This is a genomic window from Saccharicrinis sp. 156 (assembly GCF_050589685.1).
Classification (GTDB): Bacteria; Bacteroidota; Bacteroidia; order Bacteroidales; family Marinilabiliaceae; genus Saccharicrinis.
This window is the reverse complement of the sequence record NZ_JBNGOS010000004.1, coordinates 43,069-66,608: the sequence shown is the minus strand read 5'-3', so window position 1 is coordinate 66,608 and position 23,540 is coordinate 43,069. Positions and strand designations below refer to the sequence as shown.

At 40.0% G+C, this 23,540-nt stretch carries 20 protein-coding genes; 7 read left to right on the top strand and 13 right to left on the bottom strand.

Annotated elements, in window-relative coordinates; all coding sequences use genetic code 11:
• Positions 1-26 precede the first annotated feature (26 nt).
• Both ACRD64_RS03055 and ACRD64_RS03050 read left to right on the top strand, forming a co-directional pair.
• Positions 27-389 carry a CoA-binding protein gene (locus ACRD64_RS03055; protein ID WP_430931692.1) on the top strand — a complete coding sequence of 121 codons (363 nt, stop codon included), beginning with the start codon at positions 27-29 and terminating at the stop codon, positions 387-389.
• Positions 390-402: 13 nt separating this feature from the next.
• On the top strand, positions 403-735 hold the full coding sequence (locus ACRD64_RS03050) for a thioredoxin family protein (RefSeq protein ID WP_430931691.1): 333 nt from the start codon (positions 403-405) through the stop codon (positions 733-735).
• Positions 736-912: 177 nt separating this feature from the next.
• On the opposite strand, the gene ACRD64_RS03045 is transcribed toward ACRD64_RS03050, so the two are convergent.
• The 7 genes from ACRD64_RS03045 to ACRD64_RS03015 all read right to left on the bottom strand — a co-directional run bounded on the left by ACRD64_RS03045 (position 913) and on the right by ACRD64_RS03015 (position 10,331).
• Positions 913-2,925 (bottom strand): urocanate hydratase, encoded by a 2,013-nt coding sequence (locus ACRD64_RS03045; protein ID WP_430931690.1) that lies wholly within the window; start codon positions 2,923-2,925, stop codon positions 913-915.
• A gap of 160 nt (positions 2,926-3,085) precedes the next feature.
• Complete coding sequence (locus ACRD64_RS03040; protein ID WP_430931689.1) at positions 3,086-4,357, bottom strand: hypothetical protein; 1,272 nt, start codon at positions 4,355-4,357, stop codon at positions 3,086-3,088.
• A gap of 166 nt (positions 4,358-4,523) precedes the next feature.
• The gene (nrfA, locus tag ACRD64_RS03035) at positions 4,524-6,011 is read right to left on the bottom strand and encodes an ammonia-forming cytochrome c nitrite reductase (protein ID WP_430931688.1); all 1,488 of its coding nucleotides are present in this window, start codon (positions 6,009-6,011) and stop codon (positions 4,524-4,526) included.
• Between the two features lie 103 nt (positions 6,012-6,114).
• Positions 6,115-6,696, bottom strand: coding sequence for a cytochrome c nitrite reductase small subunit (gene nrfH, locus ACRD64_RS03030; RefSeq protein ID WP_430931687.1), 582 nt, complete (start codon positions 6,694-6,696; stop codon positions 6,115-6,117).
• Between the two features lie 227 nt (positions 6,697-6,923).
• Positions 6,924-8,369: a sensor histidine kinase gene (locus ACRD64_RS03025; RefSeq protein ID WP_430931686.1), complete on the bottom strand. Its 1,446-nt coding sequence runs from the start codon at positions 8,367-8,369 to the stop codon at positions 6,924-6,926.
• A complete protein-coding gene (locus tag ACRD64_RS03020; RefSeq protein ID WP_430931685.1) occupies positions 8,359-9,189 on the bottom strand; it encodes an alpha/beta fold hydrolase in 831 nt (276 codons plus the stop codon). Before ACRD64_RS03020 ends, ACRD64_RS03025 begins: the two co-directional genes overlap by 11 nt.
• 170 nt (positions 9,190-9,359) lie before the next feature.
• Positions 9,360-10,331, bottom strand: coding sequence for a M23 family metallopeptidase (locus ACRD64_RS03015; RefSeq protein ID WP_430931684.1), 972 nt, complete (start codon positions 10,329-10,331; stop codon positions 9,360-9,362).
• 132 nt (positions 10,332-10,463) lie between these two features.
• Here ACRD64_RS03015 and alaS point away from each other — a divergent pair, with 132 nt between their 5' ends.
• The gene (gene alaS, locus ACRD64_RS03010; protein WP_430931683.1) at positions 10,464-13,094 is read left to right on the top strand and encodes an alanine--tRNA ligase; all 2,631 of its coding nucleotides are present in this window, start codon (positions 10,464-10,466) and stop codon (positions 13,092-13,094) included.
• Positions 13,095-13,355: 261 nt separating this feature from the next.
• On the opposite strand, the gene ACRD64_RS03005 is transcribed toward alaS, so the two are convergent.
• From ACRD64_RS03005 to ACRD64_RS02985, 5 genes are all read right to left on the bottom strand, one after another.
• Positions 13,356-13,988: a MarC family protein gene (locus ACRD64_RS03005; RefSeq protein WP_430931682.1), complete on the bottom strand. Its 633-nt coding sequence runs from the start codon at positions 13,986-13,988 to the stop codon at positions 13,356-13,358.
• A gap of 70 nt (positions 13,989-14,058) precedes the next feature.
• Positions 14,059-14,430, bottom strand: a complete 372-nt coding sequence (locus tag ACRD64_RS03000) for a hypothetical protein (RefSeq protein ID WP_430931681.1) — start codon at positions 14,428-14,430, stop codon at positions 14,059-14,061.
• A gap of 118 nt (positions 14,431-14,548) precedes the next feature.
• Complete coding sequence (locus ACRD64_RS02995; protein WP_430931680.1) at positions 14,549-15,151, bottom strand: hypothetical protein; 603 nt, start codon at positions 15,149-15,151, stop codon at positions 14,549-14,551.
• Between the two features lie 214 nt (positions 15,152-15,365).
• On the bottom strand, positions 15,366-15,878 hold the full coding sequence (locus ACRD64_RS02990) for an O-acetyl-ADP-ribose deacetylase (RefSeq protein WP_430931679.1): 513 nt from the start codon (positions 15,876-15,878) through the stop codon (positions 15,366-15,368).
• 107 nt (positions 15,879-15,985) lie between these two features.
• A complete protein-coding gene (locus ACRD64_RS02985; RefSeq protein ID WP_430931678.1) occupies positions 15,986-17,695 on the bottom strand; it encodes a peptide MFS transporter in 1,710 nt (569 codons plus the stop codon).
• Between the two features lie 552 nt (positions 17,696-18,247).
• Here ACRD64_RS02985 and ACRD64_RS02980 point away from each other — a divergent pair.
• From ACRD64_RS02980 to ACRD64_RS02970, 3 genes are all read left to right on the top strand, one after another.
• Positions 18,248-18,685 (top strand): MBL fold metallo-hydrolase, encoded by a 438-nt coding sequence (locus ACRD64_RS02980; protein WP_430931677.1) that lies wholly within the window; start codon positions 18,248-18,250, stop codon positions 18,683-18,685.
• Positions 18,682-18,999, top strand: coding sequence for an MBL fold metallo-hydrolase (locus ACRD64_RS02975; protein WP_430931822.1), 318 nt, complete (start codon positions 18,682-18,684; stop codon positions 18,997-18,999). Before ACRD64_RS02980 ends, ACRD64_RS02975 begins: the two co-directional genes overlap by 4 nt.
• 92 nt (positions 19,000-19,091) lie before the next feature.
• Positions 19,092-19,271: a hypothetical protein gene (locus ACRD64_RS02970; RefSeq protein WP_430931676.1), complete on the top strand. Its 180-nt coding sequence runs from the start codon at positions 19,092-19,094 to the stop codon at positions 19,269-19,271.
• Between the two features lie 192 nt (positions 19,272-19,463).
• Here the strand turns inward: ACRD64_RS02970 and ACRD64_RS02965 are convergent, their stop codons facing one another.
• Positions 19,464-21,662 carry a glycoside hydrolase family 3 C-terminal domain-containing protein gene (locus ACRD64_RS02965; RefSeq protein ID WP_430931675.1) on the bottom strand — a complete coding sequence of 733 codons (2,199 nt, stop codon included), beginning with the start codon at positions 21,660-21,662 and terminating at the stop codon, positions 19,464-19,466.
• Positions 21,663-21,948: 286 nt separating this feature from the next.
• Between ACRD64_RS02965 and ACRD64_RS02960 the strand changes: the two genes are divergently transcribed.
• Positions 21,949-23,472, top strand: a complete 1,524-nt coding sequence (locus tag ACRD64_RS02960; protein ID WP_430931674.1) for a tetratricopeptide repeat protein — start codon at positions 21,949-21,951, stop codon at positions 23,470-23,472.
• The last annotated feature ends 68 nt before the right edge of the window (positions 23,473-23,540 follow it).

Genomic DNA, 23,540 nt, shown 5'->3' with positions numbered 1-23,540 from the left:
TTCATTTTATTAAACCAGAATAAACCATGAAAAAAAAGACTTTAGTTATTGGAGCCAGCGAAAATCCGGATAGATATTCTAACAAAGCCATCAAGAAGCTAAACGAAAATAACCATCCCGTAATCGCCCTGGGGCTAAGAGAAGGCAATATAGATGATGTACAAATCACTACTGAGGTGGGTACCGAAAAGGATATTCATACAATAACGATGTATGTAGGCCCAAAAAACCAACCGTCATACTTTGATATTATTGCAGAACTTAAGCCGGAACGAATCATCCTCAATCCAGGCACAGAAAATCCTGCCTTGGAAAAACTGGCAGAGGACAATAACATTGAAGTAGTGCATGGGTGTACGCTTGTAATGTTAAGCACACAACAGTACTAGCCATTACTTAGAAATGATAGATATAAGATCAGCACAAGGACTGAAGGAAGTATTATCAACCAACGATTTTGTGTTGGGTTATTTTTCACACGATAAATGTACTGTGTGCAAGGCATTGCTCCCAAAGGTTGAACAACTTATTGCAAGCGATTTTCCGAAGGTAAAATTAGCGTACTGCAACATTGAACATGCACCAAGGTTGGCTGCGCATGCAGGTGTATTTACTGCCCCTACGTTGATTCTTTATGTTCAGGAAAAAGAGTATGTCAGGTATAGTCGCAACATTGGGTTGGATCAACTAGCCCAATCCATAGCCCGGCCTTATCATATGCTAATGGAAAATTAATATTTGAACCCGGATTATATATTAAAGCTACGTAATGATCATTTAAATACCATAAAACAAGGCGTTGCTGAAACCAGTCAAGCAACGCTCTGGCGAGTTGAAGCAACTCAGTGAAACGCCTTGTTTTGAACCGTTGAATTACGTAACAGGATGTCTAAGGCATATGGCAGGTTAAATTTACTCGGCAAAAATTTCATCCATCAGATTATCATCAGCCATATTGGGTATGGTGACTTTAAGCTGGGGGTGTAGTGCCATGGCTCGTTTGATGGTAAATACGGCACCTTCGTTCCTCGCCCAGCTTCTCCGCGATATACCGTTATTCACATCCCAAAACAACATAGATTTCAATCTTTTGTGCGCCTCTGTGCTGCCATCAATCACCATTCCAAAACCACCGTTGATTACTTCTCCCCAACCAACTCCCCCACCATTATGGATAGAAACCCAAGTGGCTCCCCTAAAGCTGTCCCCAATCACATTCTGAACCGCCATATCAGCCGTAAAACCTGAACCATCATATATATTGGAAGTCTCACGATATGGACTATCGGTTCCCGAAACATCATGATGATCGCGACCCAAGACGATGGGAGCAGAAATCTCTCCATTTTTGATCGCATTATTAAAAGCCTCTGCTATTCGCATCCTTCCTTCAGCATCTGCATATAAAATACGTGCTTGCGAGCCTACCACCAACTTATTCTCACCTGCTTCTTTTATCCAATGAATATTATCGGTCATCTGCTGTTGGATTTCGGCCGGCGATTCCTGACGCAGCTGTTCCAGTACTTCACATGCTATTTTATCCGATTTTTCAAGATCTTTATGATTATTGCTGGTACAAACCCACCGGAAAGGGCCAAAACCATAATCGAAACACATAGGTCCCATAATATCCTGCACATAAGATGGATATCTGAATCTGCCATCAGCCTTAAAAATATCGGCTCCTGCCCTACCTGATTCCAACAAAAAAGCATTCCCATAATCAAAAAAATACATTCCCTGGGCAGTTAGCCGATTGATGGCGGCAACGTGTCTCTTTAATGATTCCCGCACCTTTTCTTTAAACAGATCAGGATCATGGGCCATCATCTCATTCGATTCTTCATAGGACAACCCAACCGGATAATACCCTCCGGCCCAAGGATTATGCAGCGAAGTCTGGTCCGAACCTAAATCTACGCGAACACCATTTCTGGCAAAGTGTTCCCATACATCTACCACATTGCCTTTGTATGCAATAGATACTATTTCTTTCTTTTCCCTGGCCAGCCTCACCCTTTCTTCCAGTTCCGTTAGGCTTTCTGCCACCTCATCGACCCAACCTTGCGAATGGCGGGTATGCAATGCCTTGGGATTAACTTCTGCTGTAACGCTTATACATTTGGCAATATTAGCGGCTTTCGGTTGCGCTCCACTCATACCTCCCAACCCTGCAGTGACAAACAACCTTGGCGTGCCAGAATCCAGTCCTGCCGCAAGTTTCCGAATAGCGTTTAACACTGTAATTGTTGTACCATGAACAATACCCTGTGGGCCGATATACATAAACGAGCCGGCTGTCATCTGTCCATACTGGGACACCCCTAACGCATTGAATCTTTCCCAATCATCGGGTTTTGAATAATTAGGGATTACCATCCCGTTGGTCACCACAACTCTTGGTGCGTTAGGGTGTGACGGATAAAGTCCCATGGGATGCCCCGAGTACATCACCAATGTCTGTTCATCGGTCATGGTAGCCAGATATTGCATGGTCAACAGATATTGCGCCCAGTTTTGGAAGACTGCCCCATTCCCTCCGTAAGTGATCAATTCGTGCGGATGTTGCGCTACCGTACAATCCAAATTATTACATATCATCAACATAATGGCAGCTGCCTGCTTACTTTGATGCGGATATTCATCTATATGCCGTGCTTTCATCTCATAGTCGGGACGGAAACGATACATATAAATCCGACCATAGTCCCTTAACTCTTTTAAAAATTCAGGAGCTAATGTCTTATGGTGATTTTTGGGAAAATATCTCAGGGCATTTTTAATCGCTAATTTCTTTTCCTCATCCGTAAGAATATCCTTGCGAACCGGAGCATGATTTATCGTGTCATCATAGTTCTTTTCCGCTGGCAGCGTATCGGGAATCCCAGCCAATATCAAAGACTTAAATTGATTAATATCCATGGTGTGCTTCTTTTCAATTTACACACCAAGATAACAGGTTCGATCCTCTTTAAAAATGATAAAACACACCACTAGCATCAAGTCAATTGTAGAATGAAAAAAGTGACAATCTTGCAAAAAAAAGGAATTACAAGAAGGGGCATATGTGTTGGTGCATTAATTACTTAATAAAAGTAGGCTTAACGGTTAACATGACATAAGCCCATTGCTGGAAAACTTCATGGTCGCCGCCTTTTAAATACTGCATATTTTCCGATGCAAACATGGTTGACCACCCAAAACTAAAATCCACCATGGGTTTAAATGCCCATTCTAACGACAAATCTATTTCCGTTCCTAATCCTTTATCTGCATTAGCAGACTGTTTGGCGGCAGTTGCAAAATAATGGATATGTCCTCCAAAGGTAAGTTTATCTACCTTATGCGTTACTTTAGCATAAATATCAACTAAACCTTCATCCCTATCTAAATGGTTTCCTACATAAAAATAATCCATAAAACCATTAAATTTATGGTTAGTACCATAAAACGGCGAGAAGGACTTATTTTTATCGTTGTCTTCATCGTATCCTGTACCTGATAAAATTTCAAAACCACCAGTAATTCCTGTCTGTTCAGATATTTTACCAGAAACCTCCAGCATTACGTTGTACGCACTTAAATCTCTGTCAGAACCATCTTTACCCGTTTGCAAATAAGCATTGGCGGCAACGGTCACGGCATCAAGCCCTGTAACAAATCTCCCCCCAAAGGTTTGACTATATCTCGTACTCTGCGTTTGGTTATCCGCAGGGTCTTTAGGATCACCAATACCGTTATTTAAAAACAACAAGCTAAGCATTGTGGCATCCCACTCTTCGTGAGCCCAGACAAACTGCATTGATTTATAGGCATCATCACCGTTAAAATGGTTATTATACAGCTCATCGTTTTGATGGAAGGCAAAACCAGCATGAATATCCCATTCTCCTTTATATTTAAAAAGAAACATATCGTGAGAGCGGGCTTGCTGCGCCCAACCCACACTACCAAATATTCTATGATCGTCATAAATCACCTCCTGACGTCCTGCTTTAAGACTAAACTCCTCATTAAATAATACCTCAGCCCACGCTTCGTGTATTGACACAGCCATATCTTCATTTTTAACCAGTTGCGCTTGACTCCCCCATTGACGAACATCCTGCAGCACCAGCTTGGTTAGTACATATTCATTCTTAAACATACCGTTTAAACGGGTGCGCTGGGTGGTAATTAAAGAAGCATCCTGATCTTCCACAGCCAATGTCTTGTAGCCATGGTTAAGTTCTGTACGAGGTCTAAATTCTCCGCTCAGTGTGAACTGAGCATCCATCATACATGGCAACATAAAACAAAGTAACACGCTTAAAGGGATAAACTTTAACATGTGAATTGGGTTAGACTTTTTCATGATCGTTGATTTTTCGGGTTAATTTCAAACAGTACCTTACAAATCATATTCCGGTAGAGTTTGATTTGCAAGGTACGTAATGTGCCACAAACAGTTAATGAAGTTTTAAAAAAGCAACAGTTATTATAGAAGGACAACCATTGCTTAAATATATTACGTATTGATACTACCAAGATTTTTCGCGAGCCTGTGCTTCCTTAATCCACTGAGGAACAACATTTTCTTTAAACCTCTTCTTTTCCTGGTATAATTGGACCATATCCAAACCTACAAACTTTTGCGCTTTGGCCTTGGTTGAAATATCCGGATAAGGCACTTCTTTGTTATGCCCGAGTTCTGCCAATAATCTGGCCAATTTAACCCGTGTTTCCTGGGCTACATCTATTCCGGTCCCAATGACCCTGCCAATTTCAACTGGCGCATGGAATGATCCACCATGACTGGCTGCCGCATAATCCCAGCGCCATTGGGCGTGACGAATTCCCATCAAGATATCTTTCATTTGTGTTTCTGTCGCACCCAGGTCCCATGCTTTTTTCGCTTCAACATGTGCTCGAACCACCAACTCTTCCAACTTATCTCGGTTTTCTATAATCCGATCCTGGTTAGCGTACACATTGGCTATTAAGTTAGCAGTTTCCTGGCGGTGACAAACCTGACAGGAGTTAGCCACATTATTGAGCGGTGATTGAATTTTGTGATCGGTAAACTTCTGACCGCCTTCGCTTTTATATGGCATATGACAATCGGCACACGAAACACCTCTATCAGCATGAATACCTGTCAAATACACCTCATATCCGGGATGTTGGGCTTTAAGCATGGGTGCCTTACTTAATTTATGCGTCCAATCTGCAAACGCCATTTCGTCATAATACTCCTCCATGGCCTCAACGTTCATCCCCTTATCCCAGGGAAAGGTTAAGTAGTTTGCACCTTCCACTGTTTTTTTGTTAAAATAATATTCCACATGACATTGTGCACAAACCAGCGAACGCATCTCCTGGTGCGAGGCTTTGGTAATATCCTTACCCTGACGCTCAAACGCCTCAATTAATGCCGGACGGGTAATCCGCAAATTCATGGTTTCCGGATCATGACAATCGGCACATCCGATAGGATTGACCACCTCAGCACCTAAGCGGGCCCATTTCCCCTTATAAAATTCGGCCACACCGTGCTCGTTCATCAATCGGGGAACATCAGGACTTTTGCATGTCCAACAGGTGGAAGGCATTGGTCCCGTTTTTTCATCCTCCGGCCCCCCGGTTCTTAGTGTATTCACCACATCGGTTACCGCATAGTAATGTCCCCTACCCTGATTATAATCTTTTGAAAAACCGTAACCAGCCCACAACACCACCAACCGCGGATCCACCTCGAGCATATCGATCATGGCACTCCCGTTATATTTGCTGGCAAAAGTAGTATCCGAAGTTTGATAATACGACTGAAATTCTCTTGGATAGTTCTCCCCCCAAACTTCGTTCCTTGGCTCAAATTCCGAAAGCTTAGCTTTGGGGACATTAACAAACGAAGCTTCAGCCCTGCGCTCGACAATAGAAGAAGCTAAAAGTCCTAACAAGAAAACCACTATTACCGTGGCAAAAAATATTAACCATGCTAACCATGGACGTTTATCAAACAATTTCATCTTATTAAAATTTAAGTTTATTAAGGTAATCGATGGAACACACCGGCATTGATCTTCTTTTAAAAGAATCATTGCTAAAGGTTCGTTTCATAGGATACTATTTTTATGGTTTATTTTTTTTAGTATATTTTTTTAACCAATCGGGAACCGGACTGTCAGGTAACGGCACTTGTGCATTAGGGGTACTCGAAATGCTGTTAACCCTTCCGTGGGGCACTTCGCGATGACAATCCCAACATTTTCGGTCCTGGGTGTGAGCCGAATAACCTTCAACCATCGCGACCAACTTAGGGTCGGTAATTTGTTGATGGTGACAGCGAATACAATTTTTATGAACAACCTCCGCCCCTTCTTCCTTAATAAATATGACTTCAGGCTCAGCCCGCATGGTAAATACGGTAGCATGCCTTAAGCCGTCTTTTGCTTTGAAAAAATACTTGTTAAACACATTGTTATGCGGAACATGACAATCATTACAGTTCGTCCACTCTCTATGCGAACTATGGTTCCATGTGGCATACTGCGGCGCCATTATGTGACAATTCACACAGGTTTCAGGATTATCTGACAAATAGGATGGCGCATTGGAAACTTTTAACGTAAAAAGCACCAAGCCAATAAAAATGGCCATCACCATCATAACCGGGAATCGCCATTGAGGAGGCGGAATGAAGCGTTTTAGCATAGCATCGGTATCATTGAGTCATTAAGCTATCTAAATTTAATCATTCAAGTTGCCAATTGCTGTAACAGATGTTACAATAATTATTTTTTTAGCCATCCGACACTAATTTAAAATCGTTCTATTTAGCCTGAGCCGTGATGTGGTGACCAGGGCTTAACACATATGGCATCAGTAACAAACACATTAAAACGATTAGGGAACCTGTGGCTTAACAACCGGGCAATAGACTATTTGTACACGATACAGTTCTCGCCACAAACCGCTTTACTTAATATATCGAATCTAAAAATTGAACCTTGCCCTATGGACGACTCCACTGAAATCTTACCTCCCAACATTTCAACCAGTGTTTTTGAAATGGCAAGCCCCAGTCCATTACCCGCAATGGGTTTGGTGATATCATCGGACACCCTGCTAAAACGATTAAAAATCAGGCTTTGTTTTTCGGCAGCAATTCCAATTCCGTTATCTTCTACGGAAAAATCAACTGATCGGCGATTCATTTTATATTCAATTACAACAACACCTTGAAACGAGAATTTAATCGCATTACTTAACAAATTGATTAGTATTTGTTTAAGCCTGAGCCCGTCAGTAAAAATTATGGCAGAATTATCGGGAGAAGATTTACGAACTTCAATTTTTATGTTGTTCTTTTTGTATTGTTTGAGTAACATCATCCCCAAGGAATTAACATCATCAAGAATTTGGTTGATATTAAAACAAGCGCAATGCAATGTCAACTGATTCGCTTCTATTTTTGAGAAATCCAACAAATCATTGATCAAGTTAAGCAAAGATAAACTGTTACCATATATCAAACGGGAGAATTCTTTTAGTTCACTTTCTTCGCAGGTTCCACTTTCCATCAATTCGCTGAAGCCCACAATAGCATTCATTGGGGTACGAATTTCGTGACTCATATTGGCCAGGAAAACAGATTTAAGCTTGTCTGAATCTTCCGCTTTGTTTTTAGCCAAACGCAATTCCTCCTCTATCGCTTTACGTTCTTCGATCTCGTTTAGCAGTTTGCTATTTATTTGAGATAAGGCTTTGGTCCTTTCCACCACCCTAATTTCAAGACCTTTGTTAAGTTGTTCAATTTGTTTGATATAGGATAACTTTTCTATCCGTTCAAGCACCATGTTTATAGCTTGGCGAACAACTAAGATTTTTGTCTTCAGTGAATATCGTTTCTTCTCGTCCATAAACAAAAAGATTCCGTTTTTAATCCAGTTGTTCTGAAACTTAATAATAAGCAGCTCAGTTTTTTCGGTAACGGGCAGCTCATATTTATTTTCTATAATGCCATTTACATAACCGCAATAAATTCCTTTCTCCTGAATTTCACCGAATGCACCCTTGCTAAGAACAATTTCTTTAGGACATTGATTTTTATATGGGGCTTCCACATAACATTCAACAAGTTTATACTTGCCATTAACCAGTTCGTAACAGGAGCACCAAGGAATATATTTCAGAATCGATATCTTTTCCAGCAGCTCCTCCATTAATTCTTGTTTTTCTTCCAAGGTTGAAATCGTATCTCCCAAAATACTCAAGAGCAACACTTCCCCGGCCCTCTCCGCCATGGATTCATTCTCTTGCTCAAGCTCTTTTACACGCTCCAGCAATTCGTTATACGAAATTTTCTGTTTTCCGCTATTCTTCATGCCGATGAATAAAATCAAGTAGTGCATTTGCTATTAAACCTGGTTCGTCCTCTTGCATATAATGCCCTGCTGTTGGAATAACAACGCATTCAGAATGTTTTAAATTCTTGGCCAGCTTTTCCGTAATCGAAGCACCGAGGTACGCATCTTTCTCACCCCTTAGAATCATAAAGTGGGTGTTCAAACGGTGAAGTGTGTCTGAAATCATTAACAGGTCAGTATTATCCAGACAACCGGCAAAATGCATGAAGGCTTTTCTCCCCTGTTTCGTTTTATACTGCAATCTGAACAAATTGAACAACTCACTATCCAGCACCTCCTTATGAAACAAGCCCTTCTTAACCATCAGTTTTAACGTGCCCATATCCAACGTTGCCACGGCCAATTGTCGAATCACGGGGGTACGCATTGAAATGATGGGCTGAACCGGCCAAAAATCATATGCTACAGTATTCAGCAATGAAACTGATAACAAAGCCGAAGGATTATTGGCACTCATGACTTGCGCAATACCACCGCCCACATCATGGGCCACCAAATGAAACTTACCCAGTCCCAGTTTATCCATCAGCATAAACATAAACCTGGCTTGATTAGCAATCCCAAAAGAAATATCCGTATTTAAATCCGATTTACCGCATCCCAGCAAATCAACTACTATGACCCTAAATTCATCTTTAAAATAAGGTACAATCTTTCGCCAAATAAATGAATATGTGGAAATTCCATGAATAAATAAAATAGGTGTGCCTTTCCCGGTTTGGTAATATACCAATTTATGGCTATCCAACAGAACACTGTTTTCTACTAGGTTTACCATTTTTTAAGAATGCGTTTGATGGATATCAAAGTTAATTAAAAAAGCTTATTAAAAGGCAAGTAAAATAAGAAAGGCAATTTACATCAAGAATTCAAGGTGTTTTTTTACCTCCCTTACTATGAATTTAATCTCAAAGCTATTTTTATTGCCATTAACTCCACACCATTACATCAATCAAACGTTTGATTGGAATTAGATGAAATTTCAATCATTTCTTCATATTCCTCGGCCGATAAGTCATTAAAATAATAATGTGACGGATTAACTTTTTTGTTTTTCACATGCACTTCGTAATGCAAATGTGGCGCGGTTGACGTTCCTGTATTACCAACAAAACCAATAACATCCCCTCGTTTAACTTTCTGACCTTTTTTAACGTTAAATTTATCCAGATGTGCATACAGGGTTTTAAATCCAAAACCGTGATCAATCTCAATTCTATTGCCATATCCTGTTTTCTCCCGGGTAATCTTTGATACCTTACCATCTCCTGTTGAATAGATTTCTGTTCCGGTTGGTGCGGTAAAGTCCATTCCCGAATGAAATCGCCGGGTTTTATAAATAGGATGAATTCGATATCCCCATCCGGAAGCGGTACGTTTTAAATCCTTATTGGAGATAGGCATAATGGCCGGCGTAGACATAATCAACTCTTCGTTCCTCTTGGCCATTTCAATAATTTCATCGAACGACTTAGATTGAACATAAGTTTGCTTCATGATAACATCCAACTTTTTAGCCGTCGAAATAACCAACTCCGCATTGTCCAAATCCTCCAACGGCTCATACCTGTTTACACCTCCGAAACCAGCTTTTCGAATAGAATGAGGAATGGAATCGGCCTGAAAAATCACACGATAAATATTTTCGTCCCTGCGCTGAATATCGTCCAACACCTTAACTGTTTCATCCAGTCGTTTGCTCATTATTTCAAACTGTGTTGTTAATCGGGCATTCTCCCTAATCAGTCTTTGCTCTTTAGGGCTATCAATCAAATACGAATAGGCAAAAAAGAACACTAAGCCAAGTACTGCTCCAAAGAAAAATCCGAAGAAAATACGGGATAGATAATACTTAAACCCTTTTTCTATTTTATCGTAACTCAGGGTCTCGGGATTGTATCTAAATTTAACTTTTGGCATGAAGAATTGAAGTTTAAATTTCTTAACGTCGATTTTTAATGATAATTGCTGCAAAATTAGCTAAATAATCTACCTTTGCAACTTCCAAATTTAGTGCTTATTCGCAAAATTAAAACAATAATTGCAATTAATATGAATGCTTCTGAGATAAGAAAAAGCTTTTGGGCTTTTTTTGAGTCGAAACAACACCGGATTGTATCTTCGGCACCCATGGTGGTTAAAAATGATCCTACCCTCATGTTCACCAATGCGGGCATGAACCAGTTCAAAGATATTTTTCTTGGAAACAGCAAACCAATTGCCCCCAGGGTAGCCAACTCGCAAAAATGTTTGCGGGTTTCCGGCAAACACAACGATCTGGAAGAGGTAGGCCACGACACCTATCATCACACCATGTTTGAGATGTTGGGAAACTGGTCGTTTGGCGATTATTTTAAAGAAAACGCCATTAACTGGGCTTGGGAATATCTTACCGAAGTTCTTAATATTGACAAGCGCATTTTATATGCTTCCGTATTTGAGGGCGATAAAGATATGGGCCTGGATAAAGATATGGAAGCCTTCAATTATTGGAAACAATTTCTTCCGGAAGAAAAGATCATCAACGGAAACCGCAAAGACAACTTTTGGGAGATGGGAGAAATGGGACCCTGCGGACCATGTTCCGAGATTCATGTGGATTTAAGATCAGAGGAAGAACGCAAAAAGATTCCCGGAGCCCAACTGGTCAATGCAGACCATCCCGAGGTGATTGAGGTTTGGAACCTGGTATTTATTCAATTCAACAGAAAAGCTGATGGCAGCCTGGAACCACTGCCCTCCAAACATGTGGACACAGGAATGGGTTTTGAACGACTGTGCCGGGTTTTACAACAAAAACAGTCGAATTACGACACGGATGTGTTTGTACCGATCATTAATGAGATTGCTGAAATAACCCAAACACCATACGGCAAGAACGAAGAAACGGACATTGCCATGCGCGTCATTGCCGATCATATTAGAACGATTGCGTTTTCTATTACGGATGGACAGTTACCTTCGAACAACAAAGCGGGTTATGTGATCCGTCGTATATTGCGCAGAGCCATTCGTTACGGATATACTTTTCTGGAACAACGCCAATCCTTTATGCATAAGCTGCTCCCTGCTTTGATTAATTCAATGGGGGATGCGTACCCTGAATTAAAAGACCAACAGGAATTGATTACCAAGGTAATTAAGGAAGAAGAAGAGTCATTCCTAAGGACGTTAGCCACCGGAATCACTATGTTGGACAAAATCATACAACAAACAAAAGGCGGTAATTATAAAGTAGTTGATGGTAAAGTCGCATTTGAGTTATACGATACTTACGGATTTCCGTTGGATTTAACAGAGCTGATTCTGAAAGAAAACGACTTGGTAATTAACCGCAAGGAGTTTGAAAAAGAAATGGAAGCCCAAAAAAACCGCGCCCGAATTGCTACCGCTATCGAAACCGAAGATTGGGTCACCTTGCTACAGGATGATGTGGAAGAGTTTATCGGTTACGATTATCTGGAAACAGACATAACCATAGTTAAGTACCGCAAGGTTACACTCAAAAACAAATCGCTATATCAATTGGTGTTTAACATTACACCGTTTTATGCCGAGAGCGGTGGTCAGGTAGGAGATACCGGTTATATTGATAACGGCTCTGAAAAAGTAGAGATTATCGATACTAAAAAGGAAAACAATTTGATTGTTCATATCACCAAAAAACTCCCAAAAGAAATAAAAGGTGAATTTAAGGCTATTGTGAACAGCACTAAACGACAGGATATTGCCAATAACCATACTGCAACCCACCTTTTACACCAGGCCTTAAGAGAGGTGTTGGGTACACATGTGGAGCAAAAGGGGTCATTGGTTCATTCCGACTACTTACGTTTTGACTTCTCTCATTTTCAGAAGTTAACCCGCGAAGAAATTGAAAAAGTTGAAAAACTGGTCAACAAACGCGTACGTGCCAATTTTGCGTTAGAAGAGATGCGCGAAATACCTGTTGCCAAAGCCCACGATTTGGGTGCCATGATGCTTTTTGGAGAAAAATATGGCGACCTGGTTCGTGCCATTAAGTTTGGTGATTCAATTGAGCTATGTGGTGGAACCCATGTAAAACACACCGGTGAAATCGGCTTCTTTAAAATCATCAGCGAAGCATCCATTGCTTCAGGCATAAGAAGAATCGAGGCGGTTACTGGCGTAAAAGCCGAAGAAATGATTATGACCCAACACAACCTGTTGTTGGCCATTCAGGATATGTTTAAATCATCGGGCAACCTGCAAAAAAACATCGAGTCGCTTATGACCGATAACAATAAGTTAAGCAAGGACTTGGACAGCATGAAGCAAAACTTTATCAATATTGAGAAACGCAATTTGATAGATGGTGCCAAAGAGCTAAATGGCGTAAAACTAATTGCCGCCGTTATTGACTCAAGGTTAGGCGACAAGATGAAAGACCTTGCTTTCCAGATAAAGAAGGAGATGGGTGAATTTGTCGCCATATTAGGTACCGATGTGAACGGTAAACCACAGTTGAGCGTTGTCATTTCGGACGAACTGGCCCAATCAGGTAGAATTAACGCTGTAGAGGTTATTCGGGATTGTGCCAAAGAAATTCAAGGTGGTGGTGGAGGCCAGCCGTTTTTTGCAACCGCCGGGGGTAAAAACCCTAACGGATTAGGTTCTGCCATCGAAAGGGCCAAAGCTTTTGTTTCGGAAAAATTGAGTTAACGGTTGGCTCCTCGTTACCAACCTGCAGACTAAGGAATAGTAAAGCCGGTAATCGAATATGATTACTGGCTTTTGTTTTTATTAATGTATAAAGATTATACCGGTCGTACTTTCAGCGCACCATGGCGAATCATACGCTCGCAGGGATAAAACCCTTTGTTTTTACCCATGGCCTTTCAGGCTCTATCAATTTACAAATAATGAAAAATAGTTTTATTTTCCACATTCTTACCTAAAAATCAAAACAGATTCACTTTCAACCTACTTCATCATGTCCAAGATAATCGGTTTTAAACCACTAAAGAAGAATTCCACGGCAATCACCATCACAATAAGCCCCATTAGGCGCATCATTACATTGTTTCCTGTTTCTCCCAAAAACTTGATAATACGGGAGGAACTATAATAAATCAGGTAAGTCAATAACATCACCAAAACCAAGGTAAGGATCAGCACCGCTTTTAAGCCAAAAGAAGTGGCATCCTCCATTAAAACGATGGCATTAGTAATGGCTCCCGGACCGCAGATCATGGGGATTGCCAAAGGCGTGATGGAGATATCGTTTACATAGGTTTTTATTTCTGAATCTTTGATTTTTACTTTTCCCAAACGAGCTTGCAGCATGTCCATGCCCATAATAAAGAAAATTACTCCACCAACAATACGGAAACTATTGACCGAGATACCAAAGAAATTGAACAGCAATTGACCCGAAAAAGCAAAAGTTAATATAACGGCAAACGCTATAAAAGTAGCTTTCTTTGCTGTTCTTACCCGATGCTCTTGTTCCAGGTCTGCCGTCATGGTCATAAACACCGGCATGGAGCCCAAGGGGTTTATCAACGTAAAAAACGAAGTAAAAGAAAGCAGTCCGAAGGTTAGAAGTTCACTCATAAGTCATCGATTAATTGATGGTTTCAAGTAACCACCGTTTCAGTCGATAGACAATGATATTTATGAGGTTTTACTTTCTTTTATAAATTTTTAATCCATAATAACTGGACGCCGGAGATTGCTGAAACGAAAGCATTAAACTATCATTTCTGATTTCATAGTGCCAACTCGCATGACGTTTGCCTTTAACAAAAATAAAAAGACTATCCCTTTCGGTGTAATAGTTAAACGATAGATGGCTATATAAATCTTTAAATTGATAGACTGACTGAGAACCAGTATTATCGCTATTAAAACGTATGGAATCTGTCCAAACGGTTATGGCATTGTCAAGGTCTTTCGACATGCCCCCCTGTACCCATGTGCCAACAATTTGTTCATCTAAAGTGGCATTCAAAAAATCCAAGCGAGCCTCCTCTTCAGCATCTTTGCTACAAGCCATAAAAGATAGAATACAAATGAATATAAAAAATAGTTTCCGCATCATCTCCCTTTTTCAATATGACTTACTTTTGTTGACAAGGTTGCGTCAACAATTAAAAATGCATTTCCGTTATTTACTATCGCTCATTCCAAATCCAAAAGGGATTAATTAGGATAATATCCTCTGAAAGTTTTCGCTCTATCAACCCCAATATGCCATGCGGATCAACAGGCCCATATGAGGCTAACATATTTTTATCAAAGTTATCTTCGTTCCCAATTGAAACAAACAAAGCTTTATCTGTTTTAAAGGTAAATAAGGCCGTATCTCCTTTAATTATTTTTTCTTGCCTTATTCGTTCTCTTTGCACTATGTCATTCTGTTCGGGTTCATAACTATCCAGTTCCTCGCCCCACAATGTAAAATGCCCTGGCCCTAGATAATGAAAGAGTTCATTAGGATTATTTTCAATATCATATTTCTTTACTATCACTTTGGCTTTATCTCTCGCATCCAGAATCACCTTTTCAGCAACATCTTGACCTCCTGAAACTTTACCTGAAACAATTTTTAAAACACTTAACTCAATTTCGTCACCTTCCTTATTGGTTACACTTACCTCATTGGTATAATATCCCATATCTTTAAAATACTTATCGATCTTTTGGGGTGCAAAATAGATATCAACCTTGTGCCTTACTTCCTCACTTAAAATATTAAATAAATCTCTTGTTTCCATATGTTCTTAATGTTTGGTTCTCTTAAAAGAATACTCCCACAAACGAGTGTCAAGTCAGGTGTGGAATTTCGGGTAAGTTGCCATTATTAATGAATTTTTCAAAAGGAGAAAAAGTAAGCATAGCCATAGCTACGTGATCCTTTTTATCGTGAAGAAAAATTCAATAAGAACAAAACTTGGCCCGTAAGGCCATGCTTGACTTGAAGCCAGATTATTACATCAACTCAAGCAGATCCTTGTACAAAGTATAGTTCTCCTCATCAAAGCATACAAACCGCACTTCCTTAACGGTATTACTTACTACATGCTTAATCGATTTTATTGCGATTTCTGCGGCTTCTTTTTTAGGGTAGCCATAAACTCCGGTGCTAATATTTGGAAATGCAATGGTTATGACATTATTCTGTTCTGCCAGTCTTATTGAATTCAAATAACAGTTCCTCAACTTCTCAGCTTCGCCCGATTTACCACCATTCCAAACCGGCCCTACCGTATGGATTACATATTTGGCAGGAAGCTTTCCGGCAGTGGTAATGACTGCCTCACCGGTTGGACAGCCGCCTTGTCTATCCCTAATCATCATACATTCATCCAAAATAGATTTGCCCCCTGCCCGATGAATGGCCCCATCGACTCCTCCACCACCCATTAATGATGAATTAGCAGCATTAACAATGGCATCGGCTTTTTGCTTTGTGATATCCCCTTGTATAATTTTTATTTTCATGGCGATGGCATTAATTTATCCCCTACAATTTACATATTTTCCATAAAAAACGCTCGATGTATTTACACCGAGCGCTTATATTTTTACAATAGCTAAGAGCTATTGTTTTAGTCCACATACTGATTGTACACTCTTTTTAACCATGGCATTAATAATACAATTATCAAAAAGGCGCCGAAAGTTAGAACTGCATTGGTCAGGAAGAAATAGGATTTCTTTTCGAACAAGTCCCAAAGACCGGATAGTACACCTGAAAGTTTGTTACCGATGGCGGTGCTTAAAAACCACCCTCCCATCATAAGTGCTGCAATACGTTTGGGTGCTAGCTTACTCACCAACGAAAGTCCCATTGGGCTTAGGCAAAGTTCACCAACGGTAATTACACCATAAACTCCGAATAGCCATGCGACCGATGCTTTATCTAATCCATTCTGTGAATAAATCGCCGCCACCACCATTACCAGCCACGACAAAGCAGAGATCAACATCCCCCAGGCAATCTTACCCGGTGTGGTAGGCTCTTTTTTACGTCGGCGAAGCCAGGCAAAAACGCCCACCACCAATGGCGTTAATAATACCACAAAACCAGGGTTAATAGACGCTTGCAACTCTGTAGGCCACAAGCTCAATTTACCACCTTCCGATTTTTGGGCTGCCGATAACGACGCCCATTCCGAATCCGTCATATCTCCTGGTTTTCCTTCCAGGTTACCTTTTGGAAACTCCTTGGTATAATTATCGAAATAAGTATTAGGTCCCTGCTTTGTTCCTAAGTCCTCCCCATGCGGCCCTTGTAATTTTATGGTTCTTGGCAGTGTAGAAACATCTTCTGTTTTCGCAATGGTATTTATCACACTTTCTGTAATCCCTGAAACTTCTCGTGCAGTATTATTTTTTGCCCAATACGTCAAAGCCGAACCATTTTGATGAAATACGGCCCAAAAAATAATTACTACACCAAACACCGCTAACAAGGCAGCGATAGGTTCCCGCTCCGTTTTTTTGTCCGCAGTTTTCCAGGTAGTAAAAAAGAATCCTAACACCGGAATACAAAAAAAGATAAAAGCATCAGTTGAATCACCACCAAACATGGTTCCAGGTATAAACCAACCGAGTACGGCCGCGCCAAAAGCCGGCAAGAAAAGGGCAGTAAATAAGCGGCTCATAGAAACATCACCAGGACGTTTCGGTGATATTTTATCGGCCTCCTTAATTTCCGGAACACGGGCCAAACCAAACAGGAACCAAACTACTCCAACCAGCATACCAATACCGGCAGCAGCAAAAGCCCAGCCCCAACCGTAGGTTAACCGAAGGTAAGCAGCCACAAAGTTACAGACAAAGGCACCTATGTTGATACCCATATAAAAGATATTATAACCAGAATCTTTTAACGATTCATACTCCGGTTTTTCATATAATTTACCAAGTAACACCGACACATTAGGCTTAAACATTCCGTTACCTAGAATAATGAGCAACAGGGAAATATAAAACGCACCCATGGAATCAGGTATGGCCAATCCAATATAACCTGCAGCCATCAGCACTCCACCAATTAATATGGACTTGCGATAACCTAACATTCGGTCCGCAATTAATCCGCCAAAGAACGGGGTTAAATAAACCAAAGCCAGATAAGTTCCGTAAATATCAGCAGCCTGCATGTTCGTAAAGCCTAGTCCGGCAAATTTTGAAGATGAAGGTTCAATCATATAAAGACTGAAAATCCCGAGCATCAAATAATAACCGAACCGTTCCCACATTTCGGTAAAAAAGAGAATCATTAGCCCCTTTGGATGTTTTTGTTTGGACATATTCTAAGCGTTTAAAGTGTAAAGTTGAAAGTTTAAAAGTACCTGCTCCCCAAAAAAAGGTTTCGATCTCCAACTTGCAACGTATCAATGAATATCTTATGGCCGCCGAAAATAGAATAAATTAAGGTAAGTCCTCATGATTAATGTTAGTAATTGACCATTAACCTCAAGCTAAAAGCTGCCGGCTACCAGCTAAAATCAAACCGAATTATTCATGAAAATTCACGAACCATGACGCAAACCGTATGTTTTTTCAGGGATAACCCTAATTTTTTATAAATTTTTCAATACCCAAATTTTGGATTATTGACGAACTTCCCTCATAGTTTACTACTATACCGTAAGTTATTAAGAGAAAAAAATAACACGCGAGCCCTGATGGTGAAAAATTTTACGAATTTTCAGGTTAAACAGCAATAAGTATGTTTAAGCATAAGGACTATGGATAAAAATAATCGTTGTAATTGATATAATTTTGTGCATTGGTTTTTCTTCAGAACGAAATAAGAGCTGCTTTGTTAATCTGCACTGCATGGATCAAAACAAGAAAAGGTGGAAAATACACTTATCTGGTTTGGGCACTCATCCTATTTTTTACAAGTAGATGGAAAAAATATTTTAATAGGTCCCGTGTTGAGCGGGAGTGCATCACCATTTTCATTCTCTATAAAAGCATTTAAAGGAGCCGATGTTTATGCATACGAGGATATTCCCAAGATAGATTATCTATTTATCACCCATGATCACTGGGATCATCTGTATTACAAAACCATGATGGCTTTAAAACCGAAGTTCAAAAAAAATATTTGTGGTTTAGGGGTTGGGGCGCACCTTGAGCACTGGGGAATTTCAAAAGAAATCATCTTTGAAACAGACTGGAACGACATGGTACTGCTCGACGAAGGCTTTGTTTCACACACCACTCCTGCACGACATTTTTCGGGCAGAGGATTTAACGAAACCAAACACTTTGGGCTTCCTTTGTTCTGAAAACGCCAAGTAGCACCTTATTTCTGGGAGGTGATAGTGGATATGATAACCACTTTGCCCAGATAGAAGAAAGATTTGGGCCCTTTGATTTGGCATTACTTGAAAACGGTCAGTACGAGGCCCGGCGGTACATCCATATGCATCCTGACGAAGTGCTGAAAGCTGCCTCTGACTTAAAAACAGAGAACCTGCTTCCAGGTCATTGCGGCAAATTTGATTTGGCCAACCATGCTAGGGATACTCCGTTAAACCCGGATTATGTATTGGAGGTTCGTCACGAGCATGGCAAGTACAATAAAACAAGGCATTACTGAAACAAGGCATAACTTGTCCCTATTACTTTCGGGAGCATCGTTCTGGTGAGTTGAAGTGATGCAACAAAGTGTCTTGTTTTAAAGTAATTTCAATGTGTAATAGAATTTCTAATGCATATTGCGGGTTAAAAACGATATCGAAACTATACGACAACGAAAGTTTTAATTTGGTAACTCCTGTAATTGGAGAACAAGTTTTCCTAAATGAGAACAAACAAGATTACAGGCAGTGGTGGGCTGATGAAAAAACAGCAAAGATTGCCATAAAATAAGTAGCATTTAAAGAAGCTGTCGCAACTATTTTAATCAACGATAAAATATACAGTTACCACCCCATCCCCGCGCCTTTAACGTGTTACTTCCCCCTGACTCCACCGTCAAAAGGGAAGAATTTTGGGCATGACACTTACGTTCTAAAAAGTTTACTATTAATTTTTGAGACACCCTTAAGCTTATGATAATTCCTATCTTAACACCACCATAACTTCTTGTGGAGCTGCCGCCCCCAGGTCAACGCTTAATTTACCGGGTGACGCATTTCCAACAACAATTTTATATTGTCCTTTCCGCCAAACTTTTTTACCCATCTCATTTACTACTTTTAGTTGTTCAGGAGGAATGCTGAAAGCAATCTGTTTTTGTTCTCCCTTTTTAAGTGATATCCTATTAAACGCTTTCAAACTTTTTAAAGGAATACCACCAGTTGTATCCACTGGGCAAACATATAATTGAACTACCTCATCAATATCGTAATCACCCATGTTAGCCACATCCACTTTCACATCAAGACTTTCCGATTTCTTTAATTTTGTCCTGCTTAAAGTTAAACCACTCAGCTCAGTTTTTGAATATGTCAAACCGAATCCAAAAGGAAACATGGGTTCTTTCGTCATATATTTATAAGTTCTCCCTTTCATAGAATAATCTTCGTAAGGAGGCAGCTGATCCACATTTTTAGGAAACGTTAGAGGAAGATGACCTGAAGGCGATATATCTCCAAACAATACATCGGCCACAGCCTTTCCTCCCTGTTCTCCCGGATACCAAATTTGAAGGATGGCTTCGCAGTGCTCCTCAATACCTTCCAGTGAAACAGGGCTTCCGCTGGCAATTAACAGCACCAATGGACCTTTTTTCACCTCAGCAATCTGCTTTACATAGTCGATTTGGTTTTGAGGCAGCTTTAAATCGACTTTATCACCTATGGCACCGGAAGCAATGGCATCCACTTCCTCGCCTTCAAAATCGGCTGTTAACCCCACAACGCAAATAGTAACATCCGACTCCTTTGCGACGTTAGGTGCCCAGTTTTTGGGGTTTATATTTTTATGGAATGGCAAAGCGCCACTTCTGTAGTTCAATGAAGTTCCTAATGAAACGGCATCAGCAACCCCTTCTAAAACAGTTACCAAATTCGGACTTATGCCATAATAACTTCCAATTAACATATCACCGGAGTTAGCAAAAGGTCCGGTCACATAAGGCACTTTAATATCCTTGGCTAAGGGCAGTGTATTGTTTTTATTCTTCAACAACACTATGGATTTCTGGGCCACCTCGCGCGCCAATTCCACATGCTCAGCGCAATGAATCTTATCGGACCCAATGTTAGCATAAGGATTGTCACCTGCATTTCCCACTATGCCCAACCTAAAACGGGTTTTAAACAGTTGTTTGGTACGCTCGTGAATCAATTCCTCGGTGATCAATCCCAGTTCCAAAGCTTTTTGAAGATTACCATATGTTCCGCCACAATTTAGGTTTACCCCTGCTTTTAAAGCCACGGCGGCGGCTTCGGGTGCAGTTTTTACGAACTTCTGTTTCCAGACAATCCCACCGATAGCACCGCAATCCGAAGTTACATACCCATCAAAGTTCCATCGGTCCCTCAACACCTCCTTTAATAAAAAGGTATTGGCACAAGCCGGTTCGCCAAAAACCGCGTTATACGCCCCCATTACTCCTTCCACTTTAGCTTCGGTGACCAAAGCCTCAAAAGCCGGGAGGTAGGTTTCATACAAATCCTGCTGTGTTGGTTCGGCATTAAAAGTATGTCTCACTTCCTCGGGGCCGGAATGTACGGCATAATGCTTGGCACAAGCTGCCGATTTTAAATAAACAGGATGATCACCTTGCAACCCCTTAACAAATGCCACCCCCATTTTCGACATTAAAAAAGGGTCTTCACCATAGGTTTCCTGTCCCCTTCCCCAACGCGGATCCCTAAAAATATTCACGTTGGGTGTCCAAAAAGTTAAACCCGCATATTTACTATGGTTGCCCATATGCTGCGAAACCGCATACTTGGCCCTGGCCTCGGTAGAAATAGCAGAAGCAACCCGATGAGCCAATTCCGGGTCGAAAGTAGCTCCCAAGCCAATTCCTTGTGGAAATACCGTTGCTTTCCCATTGCGGGCCACTCCATGCAAGGCTTCGTTCCACCAATCGTAATCAGGTATATTTAATCGGGGAATAGCAGGAGCCCCATTTACCAACTGGGCTATCTTTTCCTCTGTGGTTATTTGCGAAACCAAAATCTCAACCCTTTCTTCTAAGGGCAATTCATTATTTTCAAATGAAAAATCCTCCTGCTGAGCATTAACTACCGAAAACTTTACCGCAATCGCCAGTAATAACAATATTGTTTTTTTTAAATTCATCATATGTCTGCTTTTAAATTGTCCAAACCCAAATTCCGCGAAAGCAAAATTAATATTTGGTTTCTAGAGATACGGTATGTTTGGCTATTCAAACAGTATTCAACTGGGAATTCTCCCTATTCAACTTCTAATTAATCCTCATTTTAAACTAGACAACCATCTTTTAATTTCTAATAGATATCTTTAAAATCAAATTATACCATAACTTTGTTTTATGGGTTATAGCAAGCATTTACATCTCATTTTTTGGGGTTTCATCTCCGGCTCTTTGCTTTTTTCCGCATATTCAGTGGGCAAATCAAAACTCACAACACCCGATAGTTTGTTAAGTTCTTCTATAAATGTAACCATTCAAAATTCGGAGGCTAATTCAGAAGAACAAATTTTGTTATTAAAACAAAAACTAGAACAATTAACAAGTGCCAGGGATACTGGAAATGCCATTCAATGCTTAATTGGCTTAACAGATATTTATCGTTTTAGGGGGGACTATAACGATTCATTCGATAAGCTATGGGATGCCTTATTGCTGGCTGAAGAAATAGATGATGAAATAAGCCAAATACATATCCATAGAAATTTGGGAATTCTTTATAATATATTTAATAAGGACAGTATGGCCATAAATTACATAAGATGGTCCATCAACAGAATAAAATCGAGTAAATTACCAAAAGAAAACAAACATAACCAAGCTAAACAAAGTTATTTTAGTTTGGCTATAGTTCATCGCGACAATAAGGAATATGATTTAGCCTTAAATTATTTAGATTCTTGTTATTTTTTTAATCCGGACGGGGCCCAACCTTTTGTGGTTGCAGAAAAGGGTCTCATCTACTTAAAAAAAGGTCAGTTGACTATGTCGGAATCCTTTTTAAGCAAGGCCAATCGATATTTTATTGATAACAACGCTAACTACCAAATTGCCACTTGTTTATTTTTGGGTGATTTAAAACAAAAACAAAATAAGTTGGACAGTGCAGAATTTTACTATTTAAAGAGCTTGCAAGCACTAAAAGAAAAAAAAGCATATCTGGAGTACAAACCTCAGATTCTAAAGAATCTGGCCTCTGTATACCTGAAGCAAAACAATCCTCAACTGGCATATTCTTTTTTGCACGAAGGAAACATGGCTTCTGACAGCCTTTTTAACGCCAAAAGTGAGAGAAACAATCAACTTTTTGAAATCAAAAACAAATATAAGGAAGCTCTAATTGAAAAGGAAAAGTTGATTCAGCGACAGCATGACGTCATTCATCAGAAAAACAAGATTCAAAATATTTTGAGCATTTTATTTGGTTTGCTATTTCTATTAGGTATTTCGGCCACCGCACTTTTTAAATTAAAAAACCGCTTGAAGAAACTTAACCTACAACAGCAACTAGAGAAAGAAAAAAGCAGAGCCATCCTAGATGTAAAAAGCAAAGAATTAACTACCTATGCTTTGCAACTTATCGATAAGGACCAAGCTTTAAATGAGTTGTTAGATACCATTAAAAAAGAAGTTCCCGGCAAGTACAATTTTTTACGCAACAAGTATTCCAAAGGTAACCAAAACCTTTGGGAAGAATTCAATATGCGATTTGTAAAAGTTAATGATAATTTTTACGAACGACTTAGAGAGAAACATCCTAACATTACAGCTACAGAACAGAAACACTGTGCCTTGATTAAACTACACTTTGACAGTAACGAGATGGCTAAAATCCTTAACATTTCGGTACAGAGTGTCCATACTTCCCGCTATCGTATACGCAAAAAAGTGGGACTTGCACATAAAGAAAGCTTAGGTCATTATATTGGCAGTTTATAATCAACCTATATCCGGGAATAACAATAACTTTGCTCCTATTGACATGATTTGCGTATAAACGGCGTTGA

Bases quoted from the DNA above. Each gene is read 5' to 3' on its own strand.
- ACRD64_RS03055 (WP_430931692.1), top strand. From the start codon at position 27: ATGAAAAAAAAGACTTTAGTTATTGGAGCCAGCGAAAATCCGGATAGA.
- ACRD64_RS03050 (WP_430931691.1), top strand. From the start codon at position 403: ATGATAGATATAAGATCAGCACAAGGACTGAAGGAAGTATTATCAACC.
- ACRD64_RS03045 (WP_430931690.1), bottom strand. From the start codon at position 2,925: ATGGATATTAATCAATTTAAGTCTTTGATATTGGCTGGGATTCCCGAT.
- ACRD64_RS03040 (WP_430931689.1), bottom strand. From the start codon at position 4,357: ATGAAAAAGTCTAACCCAATTCACATGTTAAAGTTTATCCCTTTAAGC.
- nrfA (WP_430931688.1), bottom strand. From the start codon at position 6,011: ATGAAATTGTTTGATAAACGTCCATGGTTAGCATGGTTAATATTTTTT.
- nrfH (WP_430931687.1), bottom strand. From the start codon at position 6,696: ATGCTAAAACGCTTCATTCCGCCTCCTCAATGGCGATTCCCGGTTATG.
- ACRD64_RS03025 (WP_430931686.1), bottom strand. From the start codon at position 8,369: ATGAAGAATAGCGGAAAACAGAAAATTTCGTATAACGAATTGCTGGAG.
- ACRD64_RS03020 (WP_430931685.1), bottom strand. From the start codon at position 9,189: ATGGTAAACCTAGTAGAAAACAGTGTTCTGTTGGATAGCCATAAATTG.
- ACRD64_RS03015 (WP_430931684.1), bottom strand. From the start codon at position 10,331: ATGCCAAAAGTTAAATTTAGATACAATCCCGAGACCCTGAGTTACGAT.
- alaS (WP_430931683.1), top strand. From the start codon at position 10,464: ATGAATGCTTCTGAGATAAGAAAAAGCTTTTGGGCTTTTTTTGAGTCG.
- ACRD64_RS03005 (WP_430931682.1), bottom strand. From the start codon at position 13,988: ATGAGTGAACTTCTAACCTTCGGACTGCTTTCTTTTACTTCGTTTTTT.
- ACRD64_RS03000 (WP_430931681.1), bottom strand. From the start codon at position 14,430: ATGGCTTGTAGCAAAGATGCTGAAGAGGAGGCTCGCTTGGATTTTTTG.
- ACRD64_RS02995 (WP_430931680.1), bottom strand. From the start codon at position 15,151: ATGGAAACAAGAGATTTATTTAATATTTTAAGTGAGGAAGTAAGGCAC.
- ACRD64_RS02990 (WP_430931679.1), bottom strand. From the start codon at position 15,878: ATGAAAATAAAAATTATACAAGGGGATATCACAAAGCAAAAAGCCGAT.
- ACRD64_RS02985 (WP_430931678.1), bottom strand. From the start codon at position 17,695: ATGTCCAAACAAAAACATCCAAAGGGGCTAATGATTCTCTTTTTTACC.
- ACRD64_RS02970 (WP_430931676.1), top strand. From the start codon at position 19,092: ATGTGTAATAGAATTTCTAATGCATATTGCGGGTTAAAAACGATATCG.
- ACRD64_RS02965 (WP_430931675.1), bottom strand. From the start codon at position 21,662: ATGATGAATTTAAAAAAAACAATATTGTTATTACTGGCGATTGCGGTA.